Source organism: Neobacillus notoginsengisoli (genome assembly GCF_003515685.1).
GTDB classification, from domain to species: Bacteria; Bacillota; Bacilli; order Bacillales; family Cytobacillaceae; genus Bacillus_D; species Bacillus_D notoginsengisoli.
In genome coordinates this window covers 256,801-278,080 of sequence record NZ_QWEG01000006.1, presented here as the reverse complement: position 1 = coordinate 278,080, position 21,280 = coordinate 256,801, and the positions used below count along the sequence as shown (strand labels likewise).

Genomic DNA, 21,280 nt, shown 5'->3' with positions numbered 1-21,280 from the left:
TGACTTAAAAAGCAATGATCGGAGTAGGTGAACACAGAATGTGCGGTTTTATCGGCTGTATGCATGATGAAAAACAGAATTTTAATGATGAAGACAAGCAGCTTTTTAAAAGCATGAATAATATCATCACCCATCGCGGGCCGGATGATGCTGGATATTATTTTGACGAACATGTGCAATTTGGATTCAGACGTTTAAGTATTATTGATCTAGAATGTGGCGCTCAGCCGCTCACATATGAAAATGAGCGTTATTGGATTATTTTTAATGGCGAAGTGTACAACTATGTAGAACTTCGGGAGGAGCTTTTGCAGAAAGGATTGACCTTTGAAACAAGTTCCGATACGGAAGTAATCATCGCCCTTTACAGTCACATGAAAGAAAAGGCGGTTACAAAGCTGCGTGGGATGTTTGCGTTTGTAATTTGGGATAAGCAGGAAAAAACCTTATTTGGCGCGCGTGACCATTTCGGCATCAAGCCGTTTTTCTATTATGAAAACGAGGGTCGCACATTTTTTGCGTCAGAGAAGAAGAGCATCCTGATGGCAATCGAAAATGACGAACTCAACTATGACTCTTTGCAGCACTATTTGACGTATCAATTTGTTCCTGAACCAGAAACGATGACCAACGGCATCCACAAGCTTGAGCCCGGCCATTATTTTACGAAAAAATTCGGCGGCAAAATGGAAATCAAACGTTTTTGGAAGGCGAACTTCTCACCGGTGTTAAAGTCGGAAGATGATTTTGTCAAGGAAATCAGGGACGTTCTGTTTGATTCTGTCAAAATGCATATGCGAAGCGATGTGCCGGTCGGTTCATTCCTGTCCGGAGGCATCGATTCTTCAATTATTGCTTCCATCGCAAAAGAGTTCCATCCGTCCATCAAAACGTTCTCTGTCGGGTTCGAGCGGAACGGATTCAGTGAAATTGATGTGGCAAAAGAAACCGCCGACAAGCTCGGGGTTGAGAATATCAGCTATGTCATTACTCCTGAAGAGTATATGGCGGAGTTGCCGAAAATCATGTGGCATATGGATGACCCGCTTGCAGATCCTGCCTGCGTTCCGCTCTATTTTGTGGCGCGCGAAGCTAGGAAACATGTAACAGTCGTCCTGTCGGGCGAAGGCGCCGATGAATTATTCGGAGGCTATAACATTTACCGTGAGCCTGGTGACCTGCAGGTATTTAATAAAATTCCCCGCGTAGGGAAAGTTCTTTTGAAAGGGATTGCCGGGATGATGCCAGAGGGCACAAAAGGCAAGAGCTTCATAGAGCGCGGGGTTACCCCGATGGAGGAGCGCTATATCGGGAATGCGAAAATGTTCGCAGAGGAAGAAAAGCGCGAGCTGCTGAACGTGTACCGGGAAGGCCTGGATTTTACCGATATCACCAAAAAGCTCTATGCCGAAAGTGTAGGGTATCATCCGGTTGACCAGATGCAGTATATCGACATTCATACGTGGATGCGCGGTGACATTTTATTGAAAGCAGATAAAATGACGATGGCACATTCGCTTGAGCTTCGTGTTCCATTCCTAGATAAGGAAGTATTCTCGGTCGCATCAAGAATTCCATCCGACCTGAAAACCGCTAACGGGACAACGAAGTATATCTTGCGCAAGGCTGCCGAAAGCTTTGTTCCGGAACACGTGTTGAACAGGAAAAAGCTCGGCTTCCCAGTTCCAATCCGCCACTGGCTGAAGGATGAAATGAACACCTGGGCAAAAGACATAATCCGCGAAAGCAACACAGACCATCTTTTCAACAAGCTATATGTAGAGAAACTGCTTGATGACCACTGCCTTGGCAAGGCGGACAATAGCAGGAAAATCTGGACTGTGCTTGTGTTCATGGTGTGGCATCAGGTGTACGTAGAGGAGAAATACTCGTTTGGTTCGGATAAAGTTTATCAAACGATGAATTAACTTACATGTAGAAAGCTCCCTCTTTGACAGGGGGCTTTTACTGTTATTTTGACCATAAAAAAAGCCAGTCCAAAGACCGGCTAAGAGTTTTTGTTGCACTATTCATTTATTGGAACAAGATTTTTATAGTATTGTGCTTTTTCCGCATACTCCTTAGTAATTCTTTCCATTTCCTTTTCATCCTCCGCCGTCAGTTCGCGGACTACTTTCGCCGGCCTGCCGAGTGCCAGTGTGCGCGGAGGGATTTTTTTACCTGGCGGGACGAGGCTGCCCGCGCCAATAAATGCGCCTTCCCCAATTTCAGCGCGGTCAAGGATAATCGAGCCCATGCCGATAAGGGCATTTTTTCTTACAACGCAGCTGTGAAGGGTGCATTGATGGCCGATTGTCACTTCGTCCTCAAGGATGAGCGGATTGTTCGGGCTCTGATGAAGGACGGAATTGTCTTGGATGTTGACTTTTTTGCCAATAATTGTAGGCGCGATATCGCCGCGGATGACGGTGTTATACCAGACACTTGATTCCGGGCCAATTTCTACGTCACCGGTTATGGTGACAAAATCTGCGATGAATGCTGTTTCATCGATTTGCGGAAACTTGCCTTTATACGGATAAATCAATTTATTACGCTCCTTTGCCATGTTTCTACATTGAAAGTGTACAGGATATGGTCTGAAACTTGCAAAGCATATCGGCTCAGGTAAAGCCGAATTCTATGTTATAGTACTTTTAACGTGAGTTAAGGTAAGCTAGGAGGAAGCAGTTTATGTGGAAATGGGAAGCAGACGGCGGTGCGAAAGCCGTTATTGTGATGGTGCACGGTGCGATGGAGCATCGTCGGCGTTATAGCTGGCTGATCGAGATGTGGCGTTCTTCGGGATTCCATGTCATTATGGGTGATCTGCCGGGCCAGGGAATGACGACCCGTGCCAGCCGCGGCCATGTCGATTCTTTCGATGAGTATTTGGACGAGGTGAAGGATTGGATCGAGGCTGCCTATTCATACGGGCTGCCAGTTTTTTTACTCGGTCATAGCATGGGCGGGCTGATTGCAATCCGGCTTTTGCAAGAAGAGGAATTGACGCTTGCGGGAGTAATCTTGTCTTCGCCGTGCCTCGGTCTCGTTCACCAGCCTTCCAGGGTTATCAATACGCTTTCCTACGGTTTAAATGCGGTTTTCCCTTCATTTAAAATGAATTCAGGCATCACTGTGAAAATGGCAACGAGAAATAAGGAAGTTCAGGAATTTGATTTAAATGACACCCTGTATGTGACGAAGGTGTCCGTTAGATGGTACCGGGAGCTTCAGGATGCGATGAAGCAAGCATTCGAGGCACTTGGCAAAATAAAGGACGTTCCGGCACTGGTTATGCAGGCCGGCGATGACAAGATTGTCAATAAAAAAGCGGTTAATACATGGTTTAACCATGCTCCGCTTTCGGAAAAAATGTACAAAGAGTGGCCAAGCTTCTACCATGAAATTTTTAATGAACCAGAGCGCGAAAAAGTGTTCGAATATGCCCGTGATTTTGTCCACGGCCAGCTGCGCTCGATTGGTTACGTAATCGACTAAATAGGTGATAAGAATGGCAATCCCAGTTAAACCGGCCAGCTTAATGGCAAAAACATACAAAACAATCCTGCCGGCAGTAAGGGAAGAACTCTCGCACTGGAAAAAGAGGGCTGAGGCGATCCCAAATGAGGAACTGCGCAGGCAGGCGCTCGCCAGTATTGAAACAAAAACATTCCATTGTGAAGGCGGGGCCATCCTCGCCCTCATTGCGAAAAAGGAATATAGAAGAGCAATTAAATTCATTGTCGCGTACCAGACCATCAGCGATTACCTCGATAATCTGTGCGACCGGAGCACTTCCCTTGATCCGGACGATTTTGCAAGCCTGCACGATGCGATGTTTGATGCGCTTCTGCCCGCTCCTTCGTACGGTGACTACTACTCGAAACGCGAAGACCGGGATGACGGCGGCTATTTGGCGGCGCTTGTTGACACGTGCAAGTCGGTGCTTGAATCAATGGAAAGGTACCCGGTCATTAAGGACCATCTTTTGGATTTATGCGGGTTTTACTGTGAACTTCAGGTACATAAACATGTTATCCCAGAAGAACGAGAGGGACGGCTGATTGAATGGTTCGCAAGGCACAAAAAACGGATGCCGGAAATGGAATGGTATGAATTCTCCGCATGTTCAGGTTCGACCCTCGGCATTTTCTGCCTTGTTTCCTATGCATTAGGGACTGATTTTCTTAAGGATGATGCCCAAAGGGTCATGAATGGCTACTTTCCATATATTCAGGGGCTTCACATCCTGCTCGATTACTTAATCGACCAGGAAGAGGACAGGGAAGGCGGAGATTTAAATTTCTGTTTTTATTATCAAAGCCAGGAAGCTCTTTTTGAAAGGCTGATGCATTTTATCAAAGAAGCTGACCGGCATACGGAAGGACTTCCGAATCCTAGGTTCCACCGGCTCATTAATCGAGGACTTCTAGGGATTTATCTTTCGGATGAAAAAGTCCGCAGCCAGGCGGGCGTACGCCGTCTTGCAAAAAAAATCATCCAGTACGGCGGGCCGGTCAGCCGCTTTTTCTACATTAATGGAATAGCCTACCGCCTGTTCCAAAAAGTACTGCCAAACTAAAAAGAGGCCTCCGTCAGAAAATGGCGGAAGGCCTTTTTAGTGTATTTTAATCCAACTCCACGAAGGGAGGCTAAGTATGCGTTTAGAGCCCGAAGGCGGTTCTGACCATTGCCGTTCGGTCGCTAAGTGAGCCTTTAGAGCCCGAAGGACCGTCTGGCCATTGCCGTTCGGTCGCTAATTGTGCGTTTAGAGCCCGAAGCATCGTCTGGCCACTGCCGTTCGGTCTCTAAGTGTGTCTTTAGAGCCCGAAGGACGTTCTGGCCACAGTTGTTCGGTCGCTAAGTGTGTCTTTAGAGCCCGAAGGACGTTCTGGCCACTGCCGTTCGGTCTCTAAAACCTCCTTCAATGGCAAAAGACTGGCTGCCCCTAGCTGTGCGAGACTTCTCCTAATGACAAGGTGTATGTTGTTAGCGCTTTTCAATCGCAATAATAAACGGCGGATGATTTTGCTGGTTAATAAACTGATATTGAAGAACATGTGCCTTTTTTTGGTCAAGGCGGCTGACATAATCGATCAGACTGTCCCGCTCGGCCGCCCCGCCTTCATGCCCGTGGTACACAACCAGGACGATGATTCCTTCCGGAGCCATCATTTCCAGCAGCTTTTCAACCGCCGCAATGGTTGTGGCTGGTTTTGTGATCACACTTTTATCGCTGCCTGGCAAGTAGCCAAGATTAAAAATCGCGCCTTTGATTTTACCGTGATAGGAAGCAGGAATGAACTCAGCTGCCTGTTCATGCCCCGCCAGGAAAAGTGACGCCTGGTTTAGGGCATCATGCTCGCTCAACCGCTCACGTGTAGCCTCCAACGCTTCAGGCTGGACATCAAATGCGAAGACGGCTCCATTTTTGCCGACAAGCCTGGCTAGAAAAAGTGTGTCATGCCCATTCCCCATTGTTGCATCGACAACTGCTCCGCCGGCGCCAACAGCCTTTTCGAGAAGGTTCCTGGCAAATGGAAGGACCCCTTCAAGCTTCATAACTCATACCCCCACAATCATTTATAAATCTTTATTTAGCTTTTGCCGGTGCATGATGGCAAAACTTGCCTTGCCAGCTGTTGCGGCGCTTCATTTCCGCATCAATTGCATTCAGCACTTCCCACTTGTTGACACTCCACATCGGCCCGACCATCAGATTAATTGGCCCGTCACCGGTAATCCGATGGACAATCATTTCAGGCGGCAAAATCTCCAATTGGTCGCACACCAAATTGATATACTCATCAAACTGAAGGAATTCCAAAAGCCCTTTTTCATATTGTTTAACCATCGGTGTGCCTTTCAAAAGATGAAGCAGGTGAATTTTTATCCCTTGAACATCAAGTTTTGCGACTTCGCGGGCTGTTTCCAGCATCATGTCCGTAGATTCTAACGGAAGTCCGTTAATAATATGTGTACAGATCCGGATTCCATGCCTGCGAAGCTTTTCAACTCCTTCAACATAGCAATTGAAATCATGGGCCCGGTTTACAAGCTTTGCAGTCCGTTCATGCACCGTCTGGAGGCCAAGTTCCACCCATAGGTATGTCCGTTCGTTCAGTTCGGCAAGGTACTCGACGACATCATCCGGCAGGCAGTCAGGCCTTGTCGCAATCGACAGTCCGACAACCCCATCCTGCTTTAGAACTGCTTCAAATTTTTCGCGCAGTTCCGCGACAGGAGCATGTGTATTGGTGAAGGCCTGGAAATAGGCCATATATTTGCCGTCTTTCCATTTTGTATGCATTTTATCTTTAATTTCATGGAATTGTGTTTCGAGCTCATCGGCGCGCTTTCCGGCAAAATCACCTGAGCCAGCAGCGCTGCAGAATGTACAGCCGCCATGTGCGACCGTCCCATCCCTGTTCGGACAGTCAAAGCCGCCATCGAGCGCCACCTTGAACACTTTGTGGCCGAAATGGCTGCGCAGATGGTAATTCCATGTGTGGTATCTTTTCTCGTCCATAGCAAATGGAAAAGGGTTCGTTTGCTTCATACGTGCATACCCCTTTTTCTACTCTTTAGTTTAGGTCCTTATGAATTTTACCATGAACTGACCAACTATGCTATTTCATTTCCTGGCAGTATTTATCAGCTGCAGAAGGTGATAGATGCCGGCTGGGTGAACACAATAAGAATGAAACTGCTTTGGCAGGTTCCGGCCTGCCGGTCAGCAGGCCGAATCAACAAGATAGGGGGGACTTCATTGGCAACCCGGCAATCAATAGACGAATTTATCAGCAAATGCCAGCAAACAATCGAGTTTGCTCAGGAGCAATATAACCATACCGCCAGGCAAGAGCATTATAACGCGGACGGCTATACGGAAGCATTAAAGGCGCTGGAAGATACGTACAATGAAATGACCGTACTGGCATTCTCCGCCAACTCTCAGCAGCGGGAAAGGCTCAACCGAATGAGGCTCCAGCTTCAGGGGATCCAGAACGACTTAATCCTGCAAAGGTATTAAGGAGGGGGACGGACGCATGAAAAAAAGATCAAAGCAAAATAATCCGGAGCAGAAGACAAGAAACGGGTTGAACAGCCAAAATATCGAAGCCGGAAGTGAATTCAATTTAATCGACAGGGCCAAAAAGGCATATGAAGATTCCGGCGGCCAGCGAGTAAAGTCGAAGATGCACGTGGAAAATGATAAATACTCATAACAATGAATTTCCTCTTAGGCAGTGCCCCCCCTGGGCGCTGCCTTTTGATTATGCAAAAATTCCCTTTTGCAACAATTTAACTCACTTTCGTCCGTGGTACTCAAAGCTCTCTGTATAAGTTCATAAAATCTTCATAATTTCTTCACAACCCCTTCAAAAGCTGAAACCCATCCGTATGTTAGCTTTTCGGTATTCTCTCGTTTTTCACTATAAGAAGCCGTTCACAATTTGGAAAACACCCTCTTAAATTTTGTGATGTAGGTCACAGAATGAGGATCTTTTCCGTGGTTTAAATAAGGTAGTAACAAACCAATTTTTCTTAGCTTATAAAACAATGAAACCAACGATTGTGAAGAAATACGCCCATGAAAGGAAGAAGACCAATGGGGAAAAAACTTTCCGTTATCTTATTATGTTTTGCCCTTATGATGCCGTCCTTGGCTTTTGGAGAAGAAAAAGAGAAAGGCATTCTGAAACTAGAAGAACTGAGTGTCCAAGTCATGCCTGAATTCGCAAACCATCCAAATGACAAGGATACAAATAAGCCCCCGCTCCTAATTGGCTACCAGGGCAGTTTGATCAACAATTCCGCCAAGGCACAAACTGGCAAAATTGAAATTCCGCTGCCCGTAAACGAAAAAAACTTCCGGATTGGATTTGCGGCCGACTATTCGAGCGATTTGTCACAGATGTTCGAAATCGAATATAACCTTGACCTTGAAAAAGGAACGATTTCCTGGGAAACAAGCAGGGAAATCGAACCGAAGGACCAGTACAAATTCGTCATTGAATTTTATACTGACGCCATAAAGGTGAATAAAAGCACGAAAACATTGGACTACTCGTTTAAAAGCTTTGCCGATATCACCCTCGTAAATGTCACGGTCCTGGAACCAATTGAGGCAACGAATGTAAAACTGAGCCCTCCGGCAACCGAAGTTCCGCATGAAAACCCTTATGGGCTGAAGATGCATACGTATCAACTTAAAGAAATGAAGGCCGGCGAGGAAAATAGCTTCACACTTTCCTATGACCGGAAGGAAACGAAAACAACAAACGAGCTGATGGAAGAAGTTGGCGGCGAATCGACTCAAGCCAAAGCAATCAAGACTGAAAAAGTGCCGCTCGGACTGACGATTGCCGGCATTAGCGCGGCCAGCCTGCTTGCAGCGGGATTACTTATCCTTTTCCTGAAAAGAAGGCAGCAGCAAGTCCCTGTAACTGTTCCCGCTTCCGGCAGCGGAGCAGAAAAGAAGGCGCAGTTAAGAAAAATGCTAATCGACGGCACAATCACTGAAGACGAATATAACAAATTGCAAAAGAAATTGAACATATAGAAACGACGAGGAGGCCGGCAGTATGTACATCATTGGAAATCTATCTCTGATTCTTGGAATCGTGCTCTCGGCCTATACCCTCGCTGCAACCATCGCCGGAGTTCGAAAAGGAAGCGCGCAATGGCTTGAAAGCGCGAGAGGCGGCATCATCGGCACCTTCATCGCAGCGTTAACCGCTTCGGCATTGCTCCTCTATTTCCTAGGAACGGGGCATTTTGAATTCACATATGTAGCTTCTTACACAAACAGGACGCTGCCGCTCATTTATAAACTGTCGGCGTTCTGGGCAGGCAACGCAGGTTCGCTCCTTTTCTGGACACTGCTTCTTTCTATCTACACAGCCATCATCGGTTTTGCCAAAAAAACCGCCTATACGCCCTATACGCTTGCGGTGCTTTCGCTGAATCTGCTTTTCTTTTTCACCGTCATGATTACGCTTGTGAATCCATTTGAATTGTCTGATACCATACCGGCGGACGGCAACGGTCTGAACCCGATGCTTCAAAACCCAGGTATGGTTATCCATCCAGTCACGCTCTACCTTGGCTATGTCGGGCTTGCCGTTCCATTTGCCTTTGCGATGGCCTCCCTAATGCTGAAAAACATGGATTCTGACTGGCTGAGGCTGACTAGAAAATGGACACTAACTGCCTGGATGTTTTTGACCGCCGGCAACCTGATTGGCGCTTGGTGGGCTTACGTCGAACTCGGCTGGGGCGGCTACTGGGCATGGGATCCTGTTGAAAACGCGTCCTTCATGCCTTGGCTGACCGTATCGGCCCTGCTCCATTCGGTCATGATCCAGGAGCGGAAAAACATGCTCCGCAAATGGAACCTGTTTCTTGTCATCCTGTCATACGGTTTGACCCTGTTCGGAACATTCTTAGTCCGTAGCGGGATTCTGACAAGCGTACATGCCTTTGCAGACAGCGGCCTAGGAACTTATTTTTTCATCTTCCTTGCCTTCATGGCGCTCTTCGCAGCGTATCTCGTCGTCTCAAGGTACGGGCTCATCCGCAGCAAAAGCGTGCCCGTAAGCGCTTATTTTTCAAAAGAAAGCAGCTTCCTTCTCAATAACTATATTTTGCTCGCGGCAGCTTTCGCCGTCTTCTGGGGAACGGTTTTCCCGCTCATCTCGGAAACACTCACAGGTACAAAAATCAACACCGGCGCCCCATACTTCAACAAAGTCATGGCGCCAATCCTTTTGGCCCTCATTTTGCTCATGGCTGTCTGCCCGGTCATTCCTTGGCAAAAAGCAAGCTTGGCCAGGTCTTTGAAACAAGTTCGCTGGCCACTTGCCCTTTCGGCTTTGTTCGCGGCATTCCTAGCCGGTTCCGGCGTTGAAGGGACGTTTGCGATTATCGGAATATCGGCCTGCATATTTATGCTTGCTACCCATACAGCGGAAATCGCAAGAGCCGTACAGGCACGGAAAAAGGCGACAGCTGAAAACACGGTGATTGCAACAGTGAAGCTTTTTGCCAAAAACAAGAGGCGTTACGGTGGCTATCTCGTCCATCTCGGGATTGGTGTCCTCGCGGTCGGAATTATTAGCTCGCAGGCGTATCCGCTAGAGATTATTAAGACGATTGAAAAGGGTGAAAGCTTTTCAATCGGTGGGTATGAGCTTACGTTCAACAGCTTCAACAAAGTGAAACAGGGGGACCGGGATGTTATTTTTGCCGAAATGGGAGTCATGTATAACGGCAGAAAGCTGGCACCGGTGCTTCCAGAAAAAATTTATTACGACAACTGGTCTGAGCCATCGACCGAGGTGGCAGTAAAGAGCCGCTGGAATGAAGATTTGTATGTGGTCCTCAGTTCGTGGGAAACGAAGAATAAAATCACGGTCCTTGCAAGGGTGAATCCATTCATTAGCTGGATTTGGACGGGCGGATATATTATGCTCGCGGGCATTCTGATTGCCTTATCGGGAAAAAGGCGCACAAATGGCAAGTCGGTTGTGCAAGTTGTCACAGAAGGGGAGGCGGTCCGATGATTAGGAAAGTAATCGTCCTGCTGGCTTTTTTCCTGGCTTCGATCCCCGTGGCTGCCTTTGCTTCGTATACGGTCAATTCGCCGGAGTTTAAAGAGGTGACCGGCCAACTTTATATGGACGGCCATTCCGAGCATGAACTGTCAACTTGCAAGGTCCGGAAGATTTATAACAGTGAAGTTCTTGAGATGCTGAATGAAGGCATGCAGCCCGATGAAATAATCAGCCATTACACGGACGTATTGGGACCGGCCGCGCTGAAAGCCCCTGACAATGGGATTAACGGACTTTTTGCCTGGCTCATGCCGGTTGCCGGAACTGCAGCGGGTGGAGTAATCGCTGTCGTTGCCATTAGAAGGATGACGGCCGCGAAAAAGCAAAGAGTGAACGTTCATGACTCGGTTGGAACGCTGCCCGACGGTGATTTTGCAAGCTTTGAAGAGGCGTTCGAGAACGAGAGAAAAAAGTATTTTTAGGTGTGGGTGTTGTCCGGTGTAATCACTGCGGCAGTGAAAAATTTGTGAAGGAGGCGACGAGTTTGCTGTTTATCATAATTGCCTGTGCATTGTTGGTAGCGGCCTGTCTCTACTTCGTCATCCATCCTTTTTTTGCAAAAGGAATGGCGGCTGCCGCTGATGTTCGTGAAAAAGGCCTCGATATGGAATCAGTGTACGAGGCGGTCAATGAACTGGAAATGGATGCGTTAATGGGGAAGATTTCCCGCGAGGATTTCGACAGTATGAAAGAGACGTATTACCGACTCGCAGCACAAACCGTCCAGCAAAAGACCACGGTGGACGAAGAAATTCTGGCAGCGCTCCATACAATCCGGGCCGGGGACAAGGAAGGATAGATCCCCAGAAGAAGAACGGATTGAAGAGCAAATGGAACAGGCCAAAGCCTGCTAGCAGTGTGAATACGGTTAGGACACAAACGTGTTTTAATAGATAAACATTTACCTGGGGAGGTGAAAGAATGTTTAAGAAACTTTTGGCGATAGATAAAAAGATACTCATATTTGCCGCACTATTCGCGGGGATTGTCCTGTCCGTTGTGACCGTAAAAACAATGGCTTACACGGACTCGCCAAATTTCTGCCAGAGCTGCCACATCATGGACTCTGCGTACGGATCCTTTACGGATTCAACACATTCGACTTTATCCTGCAATGACTGCCACCTGCCGCATGATAACGTGGCAAAGAAGATGGTATTTAAGGGAAGGGCCGGGATGGGGCACATGTACTACAATACGCTCGGAACAGATAAAATACCGAACGAGCTGCATGCAACCGAAAGAACAGAGACGGTTGTGGAGCAAAACTGTGTGACGTGCCATGAAAGCACACTGACGAATATTGAACACGATGCGAAGGAAAGCTGCACAACATGCCACCGCACCGTGCCGCACGGAAAGAACTTTAAAACAAAAGAATTCAATAAGCCGCCAAAATCTGGCGAGCTGCTTGAAAACAAGGGAGGATTTTAAGGATGTCCAAGTTCCGTATAGGAGCATACATGATGCTACTGGCACTGATTCTGATTATAACGGGCTGCAGTTCCTCCGGTGAACAGGCAGCTTCCGCCAAGCAAAAAACAACCGGCCTTTCCAAAGACGAAATTTCAAATGAAGCATTCAAGGATATGTTCCCGCTTCAATACAACAGCTATATGAAAAATGAAAAGATGTCGGATACGAAATACAGCGGATCGGTTAAACGTTCCAAGTATGATGCAGACAAAGAGCCGTATCTGCCAATCCTGTTTAACGGCTATGGTTTTGCGACTGAATACAACGAAGACCGCGGCCACGTTTACGCCCTTGAGGATATCAAAAACGTTGCGCGTATCACCGACAAGTCAGTCGGTTCTTGCTACACATGTAAATCAACAGCTGTACCGAAAATGATTGAGGAAATGGGCGAAGGATATTGGAGCGCCAACTTTAACACAGAAATCTTCCCTAAAGGGGAAAAGATGGGCCATTCGCCAATCGGCTGCTCCGACTGCCACGATCCGCAAAATATGGATCTCCGTGTCACCCGTCCAAGCTTCACAAAAGCAATGGAGCGGAAGGGCATCGATGTTTCAAAAGCAACGAAAAACGACCTCCGCAGCTACGTCTGCGGCCAGTGCCACGTAGAATACTACTTCGATGCGACAACAAGCGAAGTAACCTTCCCGTGGGACAAAGGCTTCAAGCCGGAAGAAATGTATGAATATTACTCTACGATTGCAAAAGAGAAAGGCTTTGAAAAAGACTGGGTTCACAATATTTCCGGTACTCCGATGCTGAAGGCCCAGCACCCTGACTATGAAACATTCACAGAAGGCCCACACGGCAAGGCGGGCGTTGCCTGTGCCGATTGCCATATGCCATATGAGCGTGTCGATGGAAAGCGGAAGATCTCTTCCCACTGGTGGACATCCCCGCTTAAGACAATGAAAGCGTCCTGCGGTACATGCCACGGCGACCGTGACATCGATAAACTTGAAGCCCGTGTAATGGAAATCCAGGATACACACATGCGCCAACTGCATAAAGCTGAAGAAGTTTCAATCAACGCCCACTATTATGTGAACAAAATGATTACAACAGGCGTAAGCTCCGATAAGGTCAAGGCCGCGCAGGAGCATGTCCGTAAAGGCCAATGGTTCTGGGATATCGTCGCTGCTGAAAGCTCCGCCGGTTTCCACAACCCACAAGGAGCAATGGATTCACTGGCTGTGTCAATTGAAGAGTCCAACCAGGCCATCCAGATTGCAACGGAAGAGCTTGTCAAAGGCGGCGTCAATATTGATCAGCTGAAGGCTGAAATTGAAAAAGCGAAGAAAGCTGTCACTAGCGAAAAAGATAATTTCCAAAAGAAAACACACGCAATCAATAAAGAATTCCCGGCACAGCAGCCAGCCGTACCGGCAACACCTAAGAAGTAAGCGGGACTTTACTTGGCTTGTGGAAGCACTGTATCCATTTTGGGTACAGTGTTTTTTCTATTTCAGAATAAACCATTGCACAGTTTGAGGAAAAGGACTAGAATATCCTTTGTGTTTGAATGGGACGAAGCTAGTTTTCAGTAAAGGGGGTATCCGGATGCCTCGTTCATTATGGCTGTTGATTATCGGAATGGTAGTCAACGTCACAGGTTCATCATTTCTATGGCCTTTAAATGCAATTTATATTCATGACCATTTAGGGAAATCGCTCACGACAGCTGGGTTCATTCTCATGCTGAACTCTGCCGCAAGTGTAGCAGGGAACTTGGTCGGGGGCAGCCTTTTTGACCGCTTTGGCGGCTATAAATCAATTTTGCTCGGAATCGGAGTTGCGCTTCTCGCGCTGTTTGGACTAACGTTCTGGAACAGCTTTACTCCGTACGCAATCTTCCTGACAATCGCGGGTTTTGGCGCCGGAATCATCTTCCCGGCAATGTACGCGATGTCGGGCGCGGTATGGAAGGAAGGAGGAAGGCGGGCGTTCAATGCCATCTATGTCGCCCAAAACTTCGGTGTCGCAGTAGGAGCAGCTCTCGGCGGTTTTGTTGCCGACTACTCCTTCCAGCTAATCTTTGTCGCAAATTTGGTGATGTATATCATCTTTATGTTCATTGCCTTCTTTGGCTATAAAAACATTGCCGACCGGGGCGGCGCGCAGACTTCTATTTTGCAAGAGAATCCGTCAGCCGGAATGAACAAGAAGTTAAAAGCGCTGCTCATCCTCTGTATCGGCTACCTGCTTTGCTGGGGTGCCTATGTGCAGTGGCAGACGACCATCGCCTCGTATACGCAGGAGATCAATATCACACTTACCCAATACAGTTTGCTCTGGACGGTGAACGGAGCAATGATCGTCCTCGGCCAGCCGGTCCTGAAGGTTTTCCTTAATCGCTTTGGCCGCTCGCTGAAATCTCAGATGGTACTTGGGATGCTGATTTTTGTCGTGGCATTCATTGTCGCCGCCAACTCGGGAAGTTTTTCAGGTTTCCTGGCAGGGATGATTATTTTGACAGCAGGTGAAATGCTGATCTGGCCAGCGGTACCGACGATTGCAAGTGAACTGGCGCCTAAGGGCAGGGAAGGATTCTACCAGGGAATCGTCAACAGTACGGCAACCGGCGGCAGAATGATCGGCCCGCTCCTCGGCGGAATCCTGGTCGACCTGTACGGCATGTCCATGTTATTCATGATCCTTATTGGCCTGTTTGTCATCTCCATCGGCACGACGGTCATATATGATCGCGGCATTAAGAGACTGGAGCATTCAGTAAGTCGATAAGGAAAATCCCCGCCCTTTTTGGAGTGCGGGGATTCTTTTTAACTGGATGCAAAAGTGAATAAACGATTTTCTTTGCAATGGTATTTCGCGATATTTACAGAAGGCGTTCCCTGTGCTGTAAGATCTTTGTTTAACTAGTGAATACTGACTATGATTTTTTGCAGATATAGCCATCCTCAGAGGATGACTATCTCATCGGCCTTAAGTTAGTCATTTCTTGCTAGTTATTCATCATTTTAGATAGCTGAATACCTAGTGATATTCGTGAATTAACTAGTGAAAAAAGGCCATCTCGTTAAAATTTTTCTAACCCGGGTCTGACGCCGGCTATATTGGAAAAAAAATAATAGCAAAAATTCACTAGCCCACCTTCCTGGTTAACAACGTCGAGCGTTTGAAACCACCCAAATAAGCGGATATCCATATACAAACGCCCATTTTCACTCAGCAACTTGCATCCTAACCAAAGTTTATATAAAATAGCAGTATGTTAATACGATAGTGACTGTGATAAGGAGCAGTAGTGACGGAGTCCCGCCAACAAGAGAGCTGGCGGTTGGTGCAAGCCGGCCGGGACCATCATGAACTCGCCTTTGAGTCGCGGGTATGAAGTACCAGTAATGCCTGCCGTTTTCCGCGTTAAGGATGAATGAAGCGAGTGTTTACACACTAATTTGGGTGGTACCGCGGGAAGATATAGATCCTCTCGTCCCTGTTTATGGGATGAGGGGATTTTTTGTTTTTTTGCAAAAGAAAAAGCCGCCGGAGCACAGAAGAGCGCCACTAAGGAACTCCGGTTCCGGGACAGGTTTCTATTTTGCAAAAGGAAAGCGGCAAGGAAGCCAGCCCCTAAAAAAATTGGCAGGCTGCTGAAATTAGATTGAGGGAGGAATTCCAAATGAACTTCAACCACAGGGAAATTGAAAAAAAGTGGCAGACGAAGTGGGAAACAGAGAAAACGTTTAAAACAGTCGAGGATAAGGGCAAGCCGAAGTACTACGCGCTTGACATGTTCCCGTATCCGTCCGGTGCGGGGCTTCATGTCGGGCACCCGGAAGGCTACACAGCGACAGATATCCTGTCCCGCATGAAGAGAATGCAAGGCTACAATGTGCTCCATCCGATGGGCTGGGATGCATTCGGGCTGCCTGCTGAGCAGTATGCATTGGATACAGGGAACGACCCGGCGGAGTTCACCGAGAAAAACATCAATACGTTCCGCCGCCAGATTAAATCGCTCGGCTTCTCGTATGACTGGGATCGTGAAGTGAATACGACCGATCCAGATTACTACAAATGGACGCAGTGGATTTTCGTGAAGCTGTATGAACACGGCCTCGCGTATATTGATGAAGTATCCGTTAACTGGTGCCCGGCACTCGGAACGGTCCTTGCGAATGAGGAAGTCATTGACGGCAAGAGTGAGCGCGGCGGCCATCCGGTTGAGCGCCGCCCGATGAAGCAGTGGGTGCTGAAAATTACCGCCTATGCAGACCGCCTGCTTGAAGACCTTGATGAGCTTGATTGGCCCGAAAGCCTGAAAGATATGCAGCGCAACTGGATCGGCCGTTCCGAAGGTGCCGAAATTACATTCAGCATTGACGGCCATGATGAATCTTTCAAGGCGTTCACAACCCGACCTGATACATTATTCGGCGCAACGTACGCCGTGCTTGCACCAGAGCATGCGCTTGTCAGCAAAATCACGACCGCGGAGCAAAAGGAAGCGGTTGAAGCTTATATAAATAAAGTCAAGAGCAAGAGCGACCTGGAGCGGACGGATCTTGCGAAAGAAAAGACGGGCGTTTTCACTGGCGCTTACGCAATCAACCCGGCGAATGGCGCAAATATGCCAATCTGGATTGCCGATTACGTGCTTGCCAGCTATGGAACAGGCGCCATCATGGCAGTTCCAGGCCACGATGAGCGGGACTACGAATTCGCTAAGCAATTCGAACTGCCAATTGTTGAAGTCGTCGCCGGCGGCAATATTGAAAAAGAAGCGTACACAGGCGACGGGGAGCATGTGAATTCCGGCTTCCTGAACGGAATGAACAAAGAAGATGCGATCCGTGAAATGATAACATGGCTTGAAGAAAAGGATATTGGCACGAAGAAGGTCACGTACCGCTTGCGCGACTGGCTGTTCAGCCGCCAGCGTTATTGGGGCGAGCCGATTCCAATCATCCATTGGGAAGATGGCACAAGCACGGCTGTACCGGAAGACCAGCTTCCGCTTGTTTTGCCAAAAACAAAGGATATTAAGCCATCCGGAACAGGCGAATCACCGCTTGCCAACCTGGAGGACTGGGTGAATGTCGTTGACCCTGAAACAGGCAAAAAAGGCCGCCGTGAAACGAATACAATGCCACAATGGGGCGGCAGCTGCTGGTACTATTTGCGCTATATCGACCCGCATAATGACAAGCAGCTTGCAGACCCAGAGAAGCTGAAGGAATGGCTTCCAGTTGATATTTATATCGGCGGGGCTGAACACGCGGTTCTTCACTTGCTGTACGCGCGCTTCTGGCATAAGTTCCTTTATGATATTGGCGTTGTCCCAACGAAGGAGCCGTTCCAGAAATTGTTTAATCAGGGAATGATCCTTGGCGAGAACAATGAAAAAATGAGTAAATCAAAGGGCAATGTCGTCAACCCTGACCATATTGTTGAAAGCCATGGCGCTGATACATTAAGGCTATATGAAATGTTCATGGGGCCGCTTGATGCATCTGTCGCATGGTCAACAAATGGCCTTGATGGGGCACGCAGGTTCCTTGACCGCATCTGGCGCCTGTTTATCGATACGGACGGATTGGTGAATGAGAAAATTAAGGACGGCGCGAAGAATGAAAACCTAGAACGGGTTTACCACCAGACAGTCAAAAAAGTGACCGAGGACTATGAAGGGCTTCGCTTTAATACAGCGATTTCCCAGTTGATGGTTTTCATTAATGAAGCTTATAAATCTGATGTTTTGCCGGAGGAATTCATGGAAGGCTTCGTCCAGCTGCTGTCACCAATCGCGCCGCATGTGGCTGAAGAACTTTGGGAAAAGCTTGGGCATAACGAGACGATTACCTATGAAGCATGGCCGACTTTCGATGAGTCAAAGCTTGTCGACGATGAAGTTGAAATTGTTGTCCAAATCAACGGCAAGCTGAAGAAAAAGCTGATGGTCCCGAAAGATGCGACGAAGGAAGCGATGGAAGAGCTGGCGATGAAGGAAATTAGCGCCGAGCTTGAAGGCAAAACTGTCCGGAAAGTCATCGCTGTACCTGGGAAGCTAGTTAACGTGGTTGCGAATTAATCCAACTGGAATCCCGCCTTTTTTAAAAGGTACCAACCATAGTTTCAAATCGCCAGCTTGCGCAAAAATCTGGCTGAAAAACAGCGGATATGGGAAACTAGTTTTGAGAAACAAATCAGCATCCTCTGGGAAACCGGAGGATGTTTTTTCCAGAGGGGTGTATGTATGGAAGAAATAAAATCAATTAATACCGAAGAACTAAAGAAGAAGCTTGATAACGGAGATAAGCTTGAATTAATCGATGTCAGGGAAGACGAGGAAGTCGCTTACGGGATGATTCCCGGGGCGAAGCATATGAAAATGAGTGATATTCCGAATCGGCTTAATGAACTTGATAAGGGCAAGGAGTATATCTTTATCTGCCGATCTGGCGGCCGCAGCTTTAACGTATGCCATTACCTGCAGCAGCAGGGCTACAAGGTGACGAACATGGAAGGCGGCATGCTCGAGTGGGGAGGCGATGTTGAGGTTAACCTCTAGTTCGGGGCAGTAGGGATCGTTCTCAACGACCGTAAGCGTAAAAAACTAGTGTTGCGGTCGAATAGGATCGTTCTCAACGACCGTAAGAGAAAAAAACTGGTAGTACGGTCGAATAGGTAAAAGAACTCCGCCAACGTAACGAGGCGGAGTTCTTTTTATTATTATTCTTTCTTCATATTTTCCATGGCCATCCTGACCATTTCCTTCACCATGCTCCCGCCAAGCCTGCCGCCGACCTTACCGGCATCCTCTGCGGCAATCCGGCCGTTATAGCCGCGTTCAAGCGGAACGCCAACTTCCTTCGCAGCTTCAAACTTTGCTTCCTCCGGCCGGCTCGCGCCAACAACTTTTGCCTTCAATTCATCAAGTCCTCGCCGTGCTTCGGGAACGAGGATTTTATTCCTTCTCGCCATGCTGTAAGCCTCCTTTTTGCTTATGTTTCCGCAAAAACAAAAGCTTATCCATCGCTTGTTTTAAAATGTGGGAATTTTGGAAAAACTGTTCGTGTAAAGAGGAGGTTGAAAAATAATGATACAAGTAAAGGTTTTTGATACAGAGCATGAAGCAGATCTAGAAAACGATATGAATAAATTTTTGAAAGAGCTTGACGAAAAGAAGCTCCTGGATATTAAATACAACGTCGCAGCCCTGCAAGAAGATGAAGACGAGCAGATTTACTGTTTTTCGGCGATGGTCATTTATCGGGCGTGACATGGGGTTTATTTAAGAGTTGGAGGGTTATTGGTAAAATAATCATGATTAGCTTCTGAAGGGGATGAAGCCATGAAGTTATTTACTATAATTGAGACAGGATTCGTAATGGGAAGTTTATTTATATTTTACTTTTTTATCGAACCAAGGACAACTTTGCCCATTTTGGCAACTTACTTACTTTTTGGGTCAACAGCGGTTATTCTTCATCAACTACTAATCAGATTAAAAAAGAAATTTGGCTGGATGGAAAAGACGATTGATACTCAACTGGGCGTGATGCTCGTTATAGCCATAGTCTTGACGCCAATATTTTTCGAACTTGTTTTATTCGGAATAGGGAAATAATCATCAACATTTTCTAATTTTGCAGAGTAAAATAATAGGAGCTTCCTGTTTCAAAAAAGGGAAGCTCCTTCTTATGCTTTTTATTAATTAACGGACACCAGCCGCATACTCAGCAGCGCCTCCTCCGGCAAGCCTGCCTGTCACGAACGCAGCGGTAATATTGTAGCCGCCTGTGTAGCCATGGATATCAAGAATTTCTCCGCAAAAGTACAACCCGGCCATCATCTTGGAGGCCATTGTCTGTGGCTCGACTTCCTTTACCGAAACCCCTCCGCCCGTCACAAATGCCTTTTCTAGAGGCAGGGTGCCATTCACTTTGAATGTAAACCCTTTGGATAGCTGGCAAAACTTCCGGATTTTTTCATGTGAAATTTCAGAACAAGGAGCTCCAGAATCAATGCCAGCTTGTTCAAGCAAGAACAGCAGATATCTTTCTGGAATAAGGCCTTTTAATAAATTCTTTATCGCCTTTTTAGGCTCTGATTTCATAGCAGCAATCGTTTCTAGAAACAATGCTTCCCCGTTTTGATCAGGCAATGCATCGATTTGCATCGCCACTTCCTTCAGGTTCCACTTTTTCATTGCTTTTACGACGAACTGGCTGCAGCGGAGAACAGCAGGGCCACTCACGCCGAAATGGGTGAAAAGCATGTCCATCCGGTGGGTGATGAGTGGCTTCCCTTTCGGATTCAGCACACTGACGGCCACGTCGCGGAGTGAAAGCCCTTGAAGGGTCTTCGTTTTGACAAAACCCTCAGCTGATGTAACGGGGACTTCAGTCGGGTACAGTTCGGTGATGGTATGGCCGGCTTTTTCTGCCCAGGCATAGCCATCCCCGGTCGAGCCTGTATGCGGGACAGACTTCCCGCCGACTGCCACGACGACAGCTCCTCCTGCAATCTCCTTCCCATTGGCAAGCAGAACTCCTTTCACCCGACCATCCGCGAAAATCAATTCTTTCACAGGGGAATTTGTATAAGTTTTTACGTTTAGTTCTTCAAGCTTGCCGAGAAGCGCGTCGACTACAGATTGCGCTTTGTCAGTGACCGGAAACATTCTGCCATGGTCCTCTTCTTTTAGCTGGATGCCAAGGCTTTCAAAAAACGCAATGATGTCTTCATTACTGAAAATCGAGAACCCGCTATACAAAAACCGGCCGTTTCCGGGTATATGCTTAATAATTTCGTCGACAGGGAGCCTGTTCGTCACATTGCAGCGCCCGCCGCCAGAAATGGCCAGCTTTCTGCCAAGCTTGTCCCCCTTATCAATTAACAGGACTCGTGCGCCTTTTTCGCCGGCAGCCGCAGCCGCCATTAGCCCGGAAGGTCCGCCTCCGATGACGATCACATCATAATTCATTAAAAACACCAACTTTTTTTCACATAATTTGTGGTAAACTTATTGTCTTATTATAACCATTTAACAGCAGCCATGAAAGAGATGCCTTTAACGAGAAAAAATCGAAACAAAGGGAGTGGCGGTGGCGCAATTGGGAAAAGAAAGGTACACTACTAATTAGTGCGCTGCTACTTACATAGTCTCGTAGAAGCATGGGGACGGTTCCACTGCTTCATTCGTACCACGGTCT

21 protein-coding genes and 1 other annotated feature are annotated in these 21,280 nt (G+C 47.4%); of the genes, 16 read left to right on the top strand and 5 right to left on the bottom strand.

Features of this window, described 5'->3' with window-relative positions; all coding sequences use genetic code 11:
• Positions 1-38: 38 nt before the first annotated feature.
• The gene (gene asnB, locus D1B31_RS11575; protein ID WP_118920939.1) at positions 39-1,928 is read left to right on the top strand and encodes an asparagine synthase (glutamine-hydrolyzing); all 1,890 of its coding nucleotides are present in this window, start codon (positions 39-41) and stop codon (positions 1,926-1,928) included.
• Positions 1,929-2,026: 98 nt separating this feature from the next.
• Here asnB and D1B31_RS11570 read toward each other — a convergent pair whose 3' ends face one another.
• Positions 2,027-2,548: a gamma carbonic anhydrase gene (locus D1B31_RS11570; protein WP_118920938.1), complete on the bottom strand. Its 522-nt coding sequence runs from the start codon at positions 2,546-2,548 to the stop codon at positions 2,027-2,029.
• A gap of 146 nt (positions 2,549-2,694) precedes the next feature.
• On the opposite strand from D1B31_RS11570, the gene D1B31_RS11565 reads away from it, so the two are divergent.
• Positions 2,695-3,501 carry an alpha/beta hydrolase gene (locus D1B31_RS11565; protein WP_118920937.1) on the top strand — a complete coding sequence of 269 codons (807 nt, stop codon included), beginning with the start codon at positions 2,695-2,697 and terminating at the stop codon, positions 3,499-3,501.
• Positions 3,502-3,514: 13 nt separating this feature from the next.
• On the top strand, positions 3,515-4,585 hold the full coding sequence (locus tag D1B31_RS11560; protein ID WP_118920936.1) for a tetraprenyl-beta-curcumene synthase family protein: 1,071 nt from the start codon (positions 3,515-3,517) through the stop codon (positions 4,583-4,585).
• 407 nt (positions 4,586-4,992) lie between these two features.
• Here the strand turns inward: D1B31_RS11560 and mnmM are convergent, their stop codons facing one another.
• Positions 4,993-5,565, bottom strand: coding sequence for a tRNA 5-(aminomethyl)-2-thiouridylate-methyltransferase MnmM (gene mnmM / locus D1B31_RS11555; protein ID WP_118920935.1), 573 nt, complete (start codon positions 5,563-5,565; stop codon positions 4,993-4,995).
• 31 nt (positions 5,566-5,596) lie between these two features.
• Positions 5,597-6,562, bottom strand: coding sequence for a tRNA modification radical SAM protein MnmL/YtqA (gene mnmL, locus D1B31_RS11550; RefSeq protein ID WP_118920934.1), 966 nt, complete (start codon positions 6,560-6,562; stop codon positions 5,597-5,599).
• A gap of 141 nt (positions 6,563-6,703) precedes the next feature.
• Between mnmL and D1B31_RS11545 the strand changes: the two genes are divergently transcribed.
• The 11 genes from D1B31_RS11545 to D1B31_RS11485 all read left to right on the top strand — a co-directional run bounded on the left by D1B31_RS11545 (position 6,704) and on the right by D1B31_RS11485 (position 18,633).
• Positions 6,704-7,036, top strand: coding sequence for a YtzC family protein (locus tag D1B31_RS11545; RefSeq protein ID WP_420846094.1), 333 nt, complete (start codon positions 6,704-6,706; stop codon positions 7,034-7,036).
• Positions 7,037-7,052: 16 nt separating this feature from the next.
• Entirely contained in the window at positions 7,053-7,232 is a 180-nt protein-coding gene (locus D1B31_RS11540; protein WP_118920932.1) for a glycogen biosynthesis protein GlgD, read from the top strand.
• A gap of 383 nt (positions 7,233-7,615) precedes the next feature.
• Positions 7,616-8,569, top strand: a complete 954-nt coding sequence (locus D1B31_RS11535; RefSeq protein ID WP_118920931.1) for a hypothetical protein — start codon at positions 7,616-7,618, stop codon at positions 8,567-8,569.
• Positions 8,570-8,591: 22 nt separating this feature from the next.
• Entirely contained in the window at positions 8,592-10,571 is a 1,980-nt protein-coding gene (locus tag D1B31_RS11530; RefSeq protein ID WP_118920930.1) for a heme lyase CcmF/NrfE family subunit, read from the top strand.
• Positions 10,568-11,044: a cytochrome c-type biogenesis protein CcmH gene (locus D1B31_RS11525; RefSeq protein WP_118920929.1), complete on the top strand. Its 477-nt coding sequence runs from the start codon at positions 10,568-10,570 to the stop codon at positions 11,042-11,044. Before D1B31_RS11530 ends, D1B31_RS11525 begins: the two co-directional genes overlap by 4 nt.
• Before the next feature lie 62 nt (positions 11,045-11,106).
• Positions 11,107-11,421 carry a hypothetical protein gene (locus tag D1B31_RS11520; protein ID WP_118920928.1) on the top strand — a complete coding sequence of 105 codons (315 nt, stop codon included), beginning with the start codon at positions 11,107-11,109 and terminating at the stop codon, positions 11,419-11,421.
• A gap of 122 nt (positions 11,422-11,543) precedes the next feature.
• Positions 11,544-12,056: a cytochrome c3 family protein gene (locus D1B31_RS11515; protein ID WP_118920927.1), complete on the top strand. Its 513-nt coding sequence runs from the start codon at positions 11,544-11,546 to the stop codon at positions 12,054-12,056.
• 2 nt (positions 12,057-12,058) lie between these two features.
• Positions 12,059-13,504, top strand: coding sequence for an ammonia-forming cytochrome c nitrite reductase subunit c552 (locus D1B31_RS11510; protein WP_118920926.1), 1,446 nt, complete (start codon positions 12,059-12,061; stop codon positions 13,502-13,504).
• Between the two features lie 157 nt (positions 13,505-13,661).
• Positions 13,662-14,843: an MDR family MFS transporter gene (locus D1B31_RS11505; protein WP_118920925.1), complete on the top strand. Its 1,182-nt coding sequence runs from the start codon at positions 13,662-13,664 to the stop codon at positions 14,841-14,843.
• A 498-nt stretch (positions 14,844-15,341) separates the two neighbouring features.
• Positions 15,342-15,560: a binding site (T-box leader), on the top strand.
• 181 nt (positions 15,561-15,741) lie between these two features.
• Positions 15,742-18,153 carry a leucine--tRNA ligase gene (leuS, locus tag D1B31_RS11495; protein WP_118920923.1) on the top strand — a complete coding sequence of 804 codons (2,412 nt, stop codon included), beginning with the start codon at positions 15,742-15,744 and terminating at the stop codon, positions 18,151-18,153.
• A 165-nt stretch (positions 18,154-18,318) separates the two neighbouring features.
• Positions 18,319-18,633 (top strand): rhodanese-like domain-containing protein, encoded by a 315-nt coding sequence (locus D1B31_RS11485; RefSeq protein ID WP_118920921.1) that lies wholly within the window; start codon positions 18,319-18,321, stop codon positions 18,631-18,633.
• Positions 18,634-18,794: 161 nt separating this feature from the next.
• Here D1B31_RS11485 and D1B31_RS11480 read toward each other — a convergent pair whose 3' ends face one another.
• Positions 18,795-19,046: an alpha/beta-type small acid-soluble spore protein gene (locus D1B31_RS11480; RefSeq protein WP_118920920.1), complete on the bottom strand. Its 252-nt coding sequence runs from the start codon at positions 19,044-19,046 to the stop codon at positions 18,795-18,797.
• A 115-nt stretch (positions 19,047-19,161) separates the two neighbouring features.
• Here D1B31_RS11480 and D1B31_RS11475 point away from each other — a divergent pair, with 115 nt between their 5' ends.
• Together D1B31_RS11475 and D1B31_RS11470 are read left to right on the top strand one after the other, a co-directional pair.
• Positions 19,162-19,344 (top strand): sporulation protein Cse60, encoded by a 183-nt coding sequence (locus D1B31_RS11475; RefSeq protein WP_118920919.1) that lies wholly within the window; start codon positions 19,162-19,164, stop codon positions 19,342-19,344.
• 72 nt (positions 19,345-19,416) lie between these two features.
• A complete protein-coding gene (locus tag D1B31_RS11470; RefSeq protein ID WP_118920918.1) occupies positions 19,417-19,692 on the top strand; it encodes a hypothetical protein in 276 nt (91 codons plus the stop codon).
• Between the two features lie 87 nt (positions 19,693-19,779).
• Here the strand turns inward: D1B31_RS11470 and D1B31_RS11465 are convergent, their stop codons facing one another.
• Positions 19,780-21,051, bottom strand: a complete 1,272-nt coding sequence (locus D1B31_RS11465; RefSeq protein WP_118920917.1) for a BaiN/RdsA family NAD(P)/FAD-dependent oxidoreductase — start codon at positions 21,049-21,051, stop codon at positions 19,780-19,782.
• Between the last annotated feature and the right edge of the window lie 229 nt (positions 21,052-21,280).

Excerpts from the sequence above, each read along its gene's own strand:
- asnB (WP_118920939.1), top strand. The coding sequence starts at position 39 with ATGTGCGGTTTTATCGGCTGTATGCATGATGAAAAACAGAATTTTAAT.
- D1B31_RS11565 (WP_118920937.1), top strand. The coding sequence starts at position 2,695 with ATGTGGAAATGGGAAGCAGACGGCGGTGCGAAAGCCGTTATTGTGATG.
- D1B31_RS11560 (WP_118920936.1), top strand. The coding sequence starts at position 3,515 with ATGGCAATCCCAGTTAAACCGGCCAGCTTAATGGCAAAAACATACAAA.
- mnmM (WP_118920935.1), bottom strand. The coding sequence starts at position 5,565 with ATGAAGCTTGAAGGGGTCCTTCCATTTGCCAGGAACCTTCTCGAAAAG.
- mnmL (WP_118920934.1), bottom strand. The coding sequence starts at position 6,562 with ATGAAGCAAACGAACCCTTTTCCATTTGCTATGGACGAGAAAAGATAC.
- D1B31_RS11545 (WP_420846094.1), top strand. The coding sequence starts at position 6,704 with ATGAAACTGCTTTGGCAGGTTCCGGCCTGCCGGTCAGCAGGCCGAATC.
- D1B31_RS11540 (WP_118920932.1), top strand. The coding sequence starts at position 7,053 with ATGAAAAAAAGATCAAAGCAAAATAATCCGGAGCAGAAGACAAGAAAC.
- D1B31_RS11535 (WP_118920931.1), top strand. The coding sequence starts at position 7,616 with ATGGGGAAAAAACTTTCCGTTATCTTATTATGTTTTGCCCTTATGATG.
- D1B31_RS11530 (WP_118920930.1), top strand. The coding sequence starts at position 8,592 with ATGTACATCATTGGAAATCTATCTCTGATTCTTGGAATCGTGCTCTCG.
- D1B31_RS11525 (WP_118920929.1), top strand. The coding sequence starts at position 10,568 with ATGATTAGGAAAGTAATCGTCCTGCTGGCTTTTTTCCTGGCTTCGATC.
- D1B31_RS11515 (WP_118920927.1), top strand. The coding sequence starts at position 11,544 with ATGTTTAAGAAACTTTTGGCGATAGATAAAAAGATACTCATATTTGCC.
- D1B31_RS11510 (WP_118920926.1), top strand. The coding sequence starts at position 12,059 with ATGTCCAAGTTCCGTATAGGAGCATACATGATGCTACTGGCACTGATT.
- D1B31_RS11505 (WP_118920925.1), top strand. The coding sequence starts at position 13,662 with ATGCCTCGTTCATTATGGCTGTTGATTATCGGAATGGTAGTCAACGTC.
- leuS (WP_118920923.1), top strand. The coding sequence starts at position 15,742 with ATGAACTTCAACCACAGGGAAATTGAAAAAAAGTGGCAGACGAAGTGG.
- D1B31_RS11485 (WP_118920921.1), top strand. The coding sequence starts at position 18,319 with ATGGAAGAAATAAAATCAATTAATACCGAAGAACTAAAGAAGAAGCTT.
- D1B31_RS11480 (WP_118920920.1), bottom strand. The coding sequence starts at position 19,046 with ATGGCGAGAAGGAATAAAATCCTCGTTCCCGAAGCACGGCGAGGACTT.
- D1B31_RS11475 (WP_118920919.1), top strand. The coding sequence starts at position 19,162 with ATGATACAAGTAAAGGTTTTTGATACAGAGCATGAAGCAGATCTAGAA.
- D1B31_RS11470 (WP_118920918.1), top strand. The coding sequence starts at position 19,417 with ATGAAGTTATTTACTATAATTGAGACAGGATTCGTAATGGGAAGTTTA.
- D1B31_RS11465 (WP_118920917.1), bottom strand. The coding sequence starts at position 21,051 with ATGAATTATGATGTGATCGTCATCGGAGGCGGACCTTCCGGGCTAATG.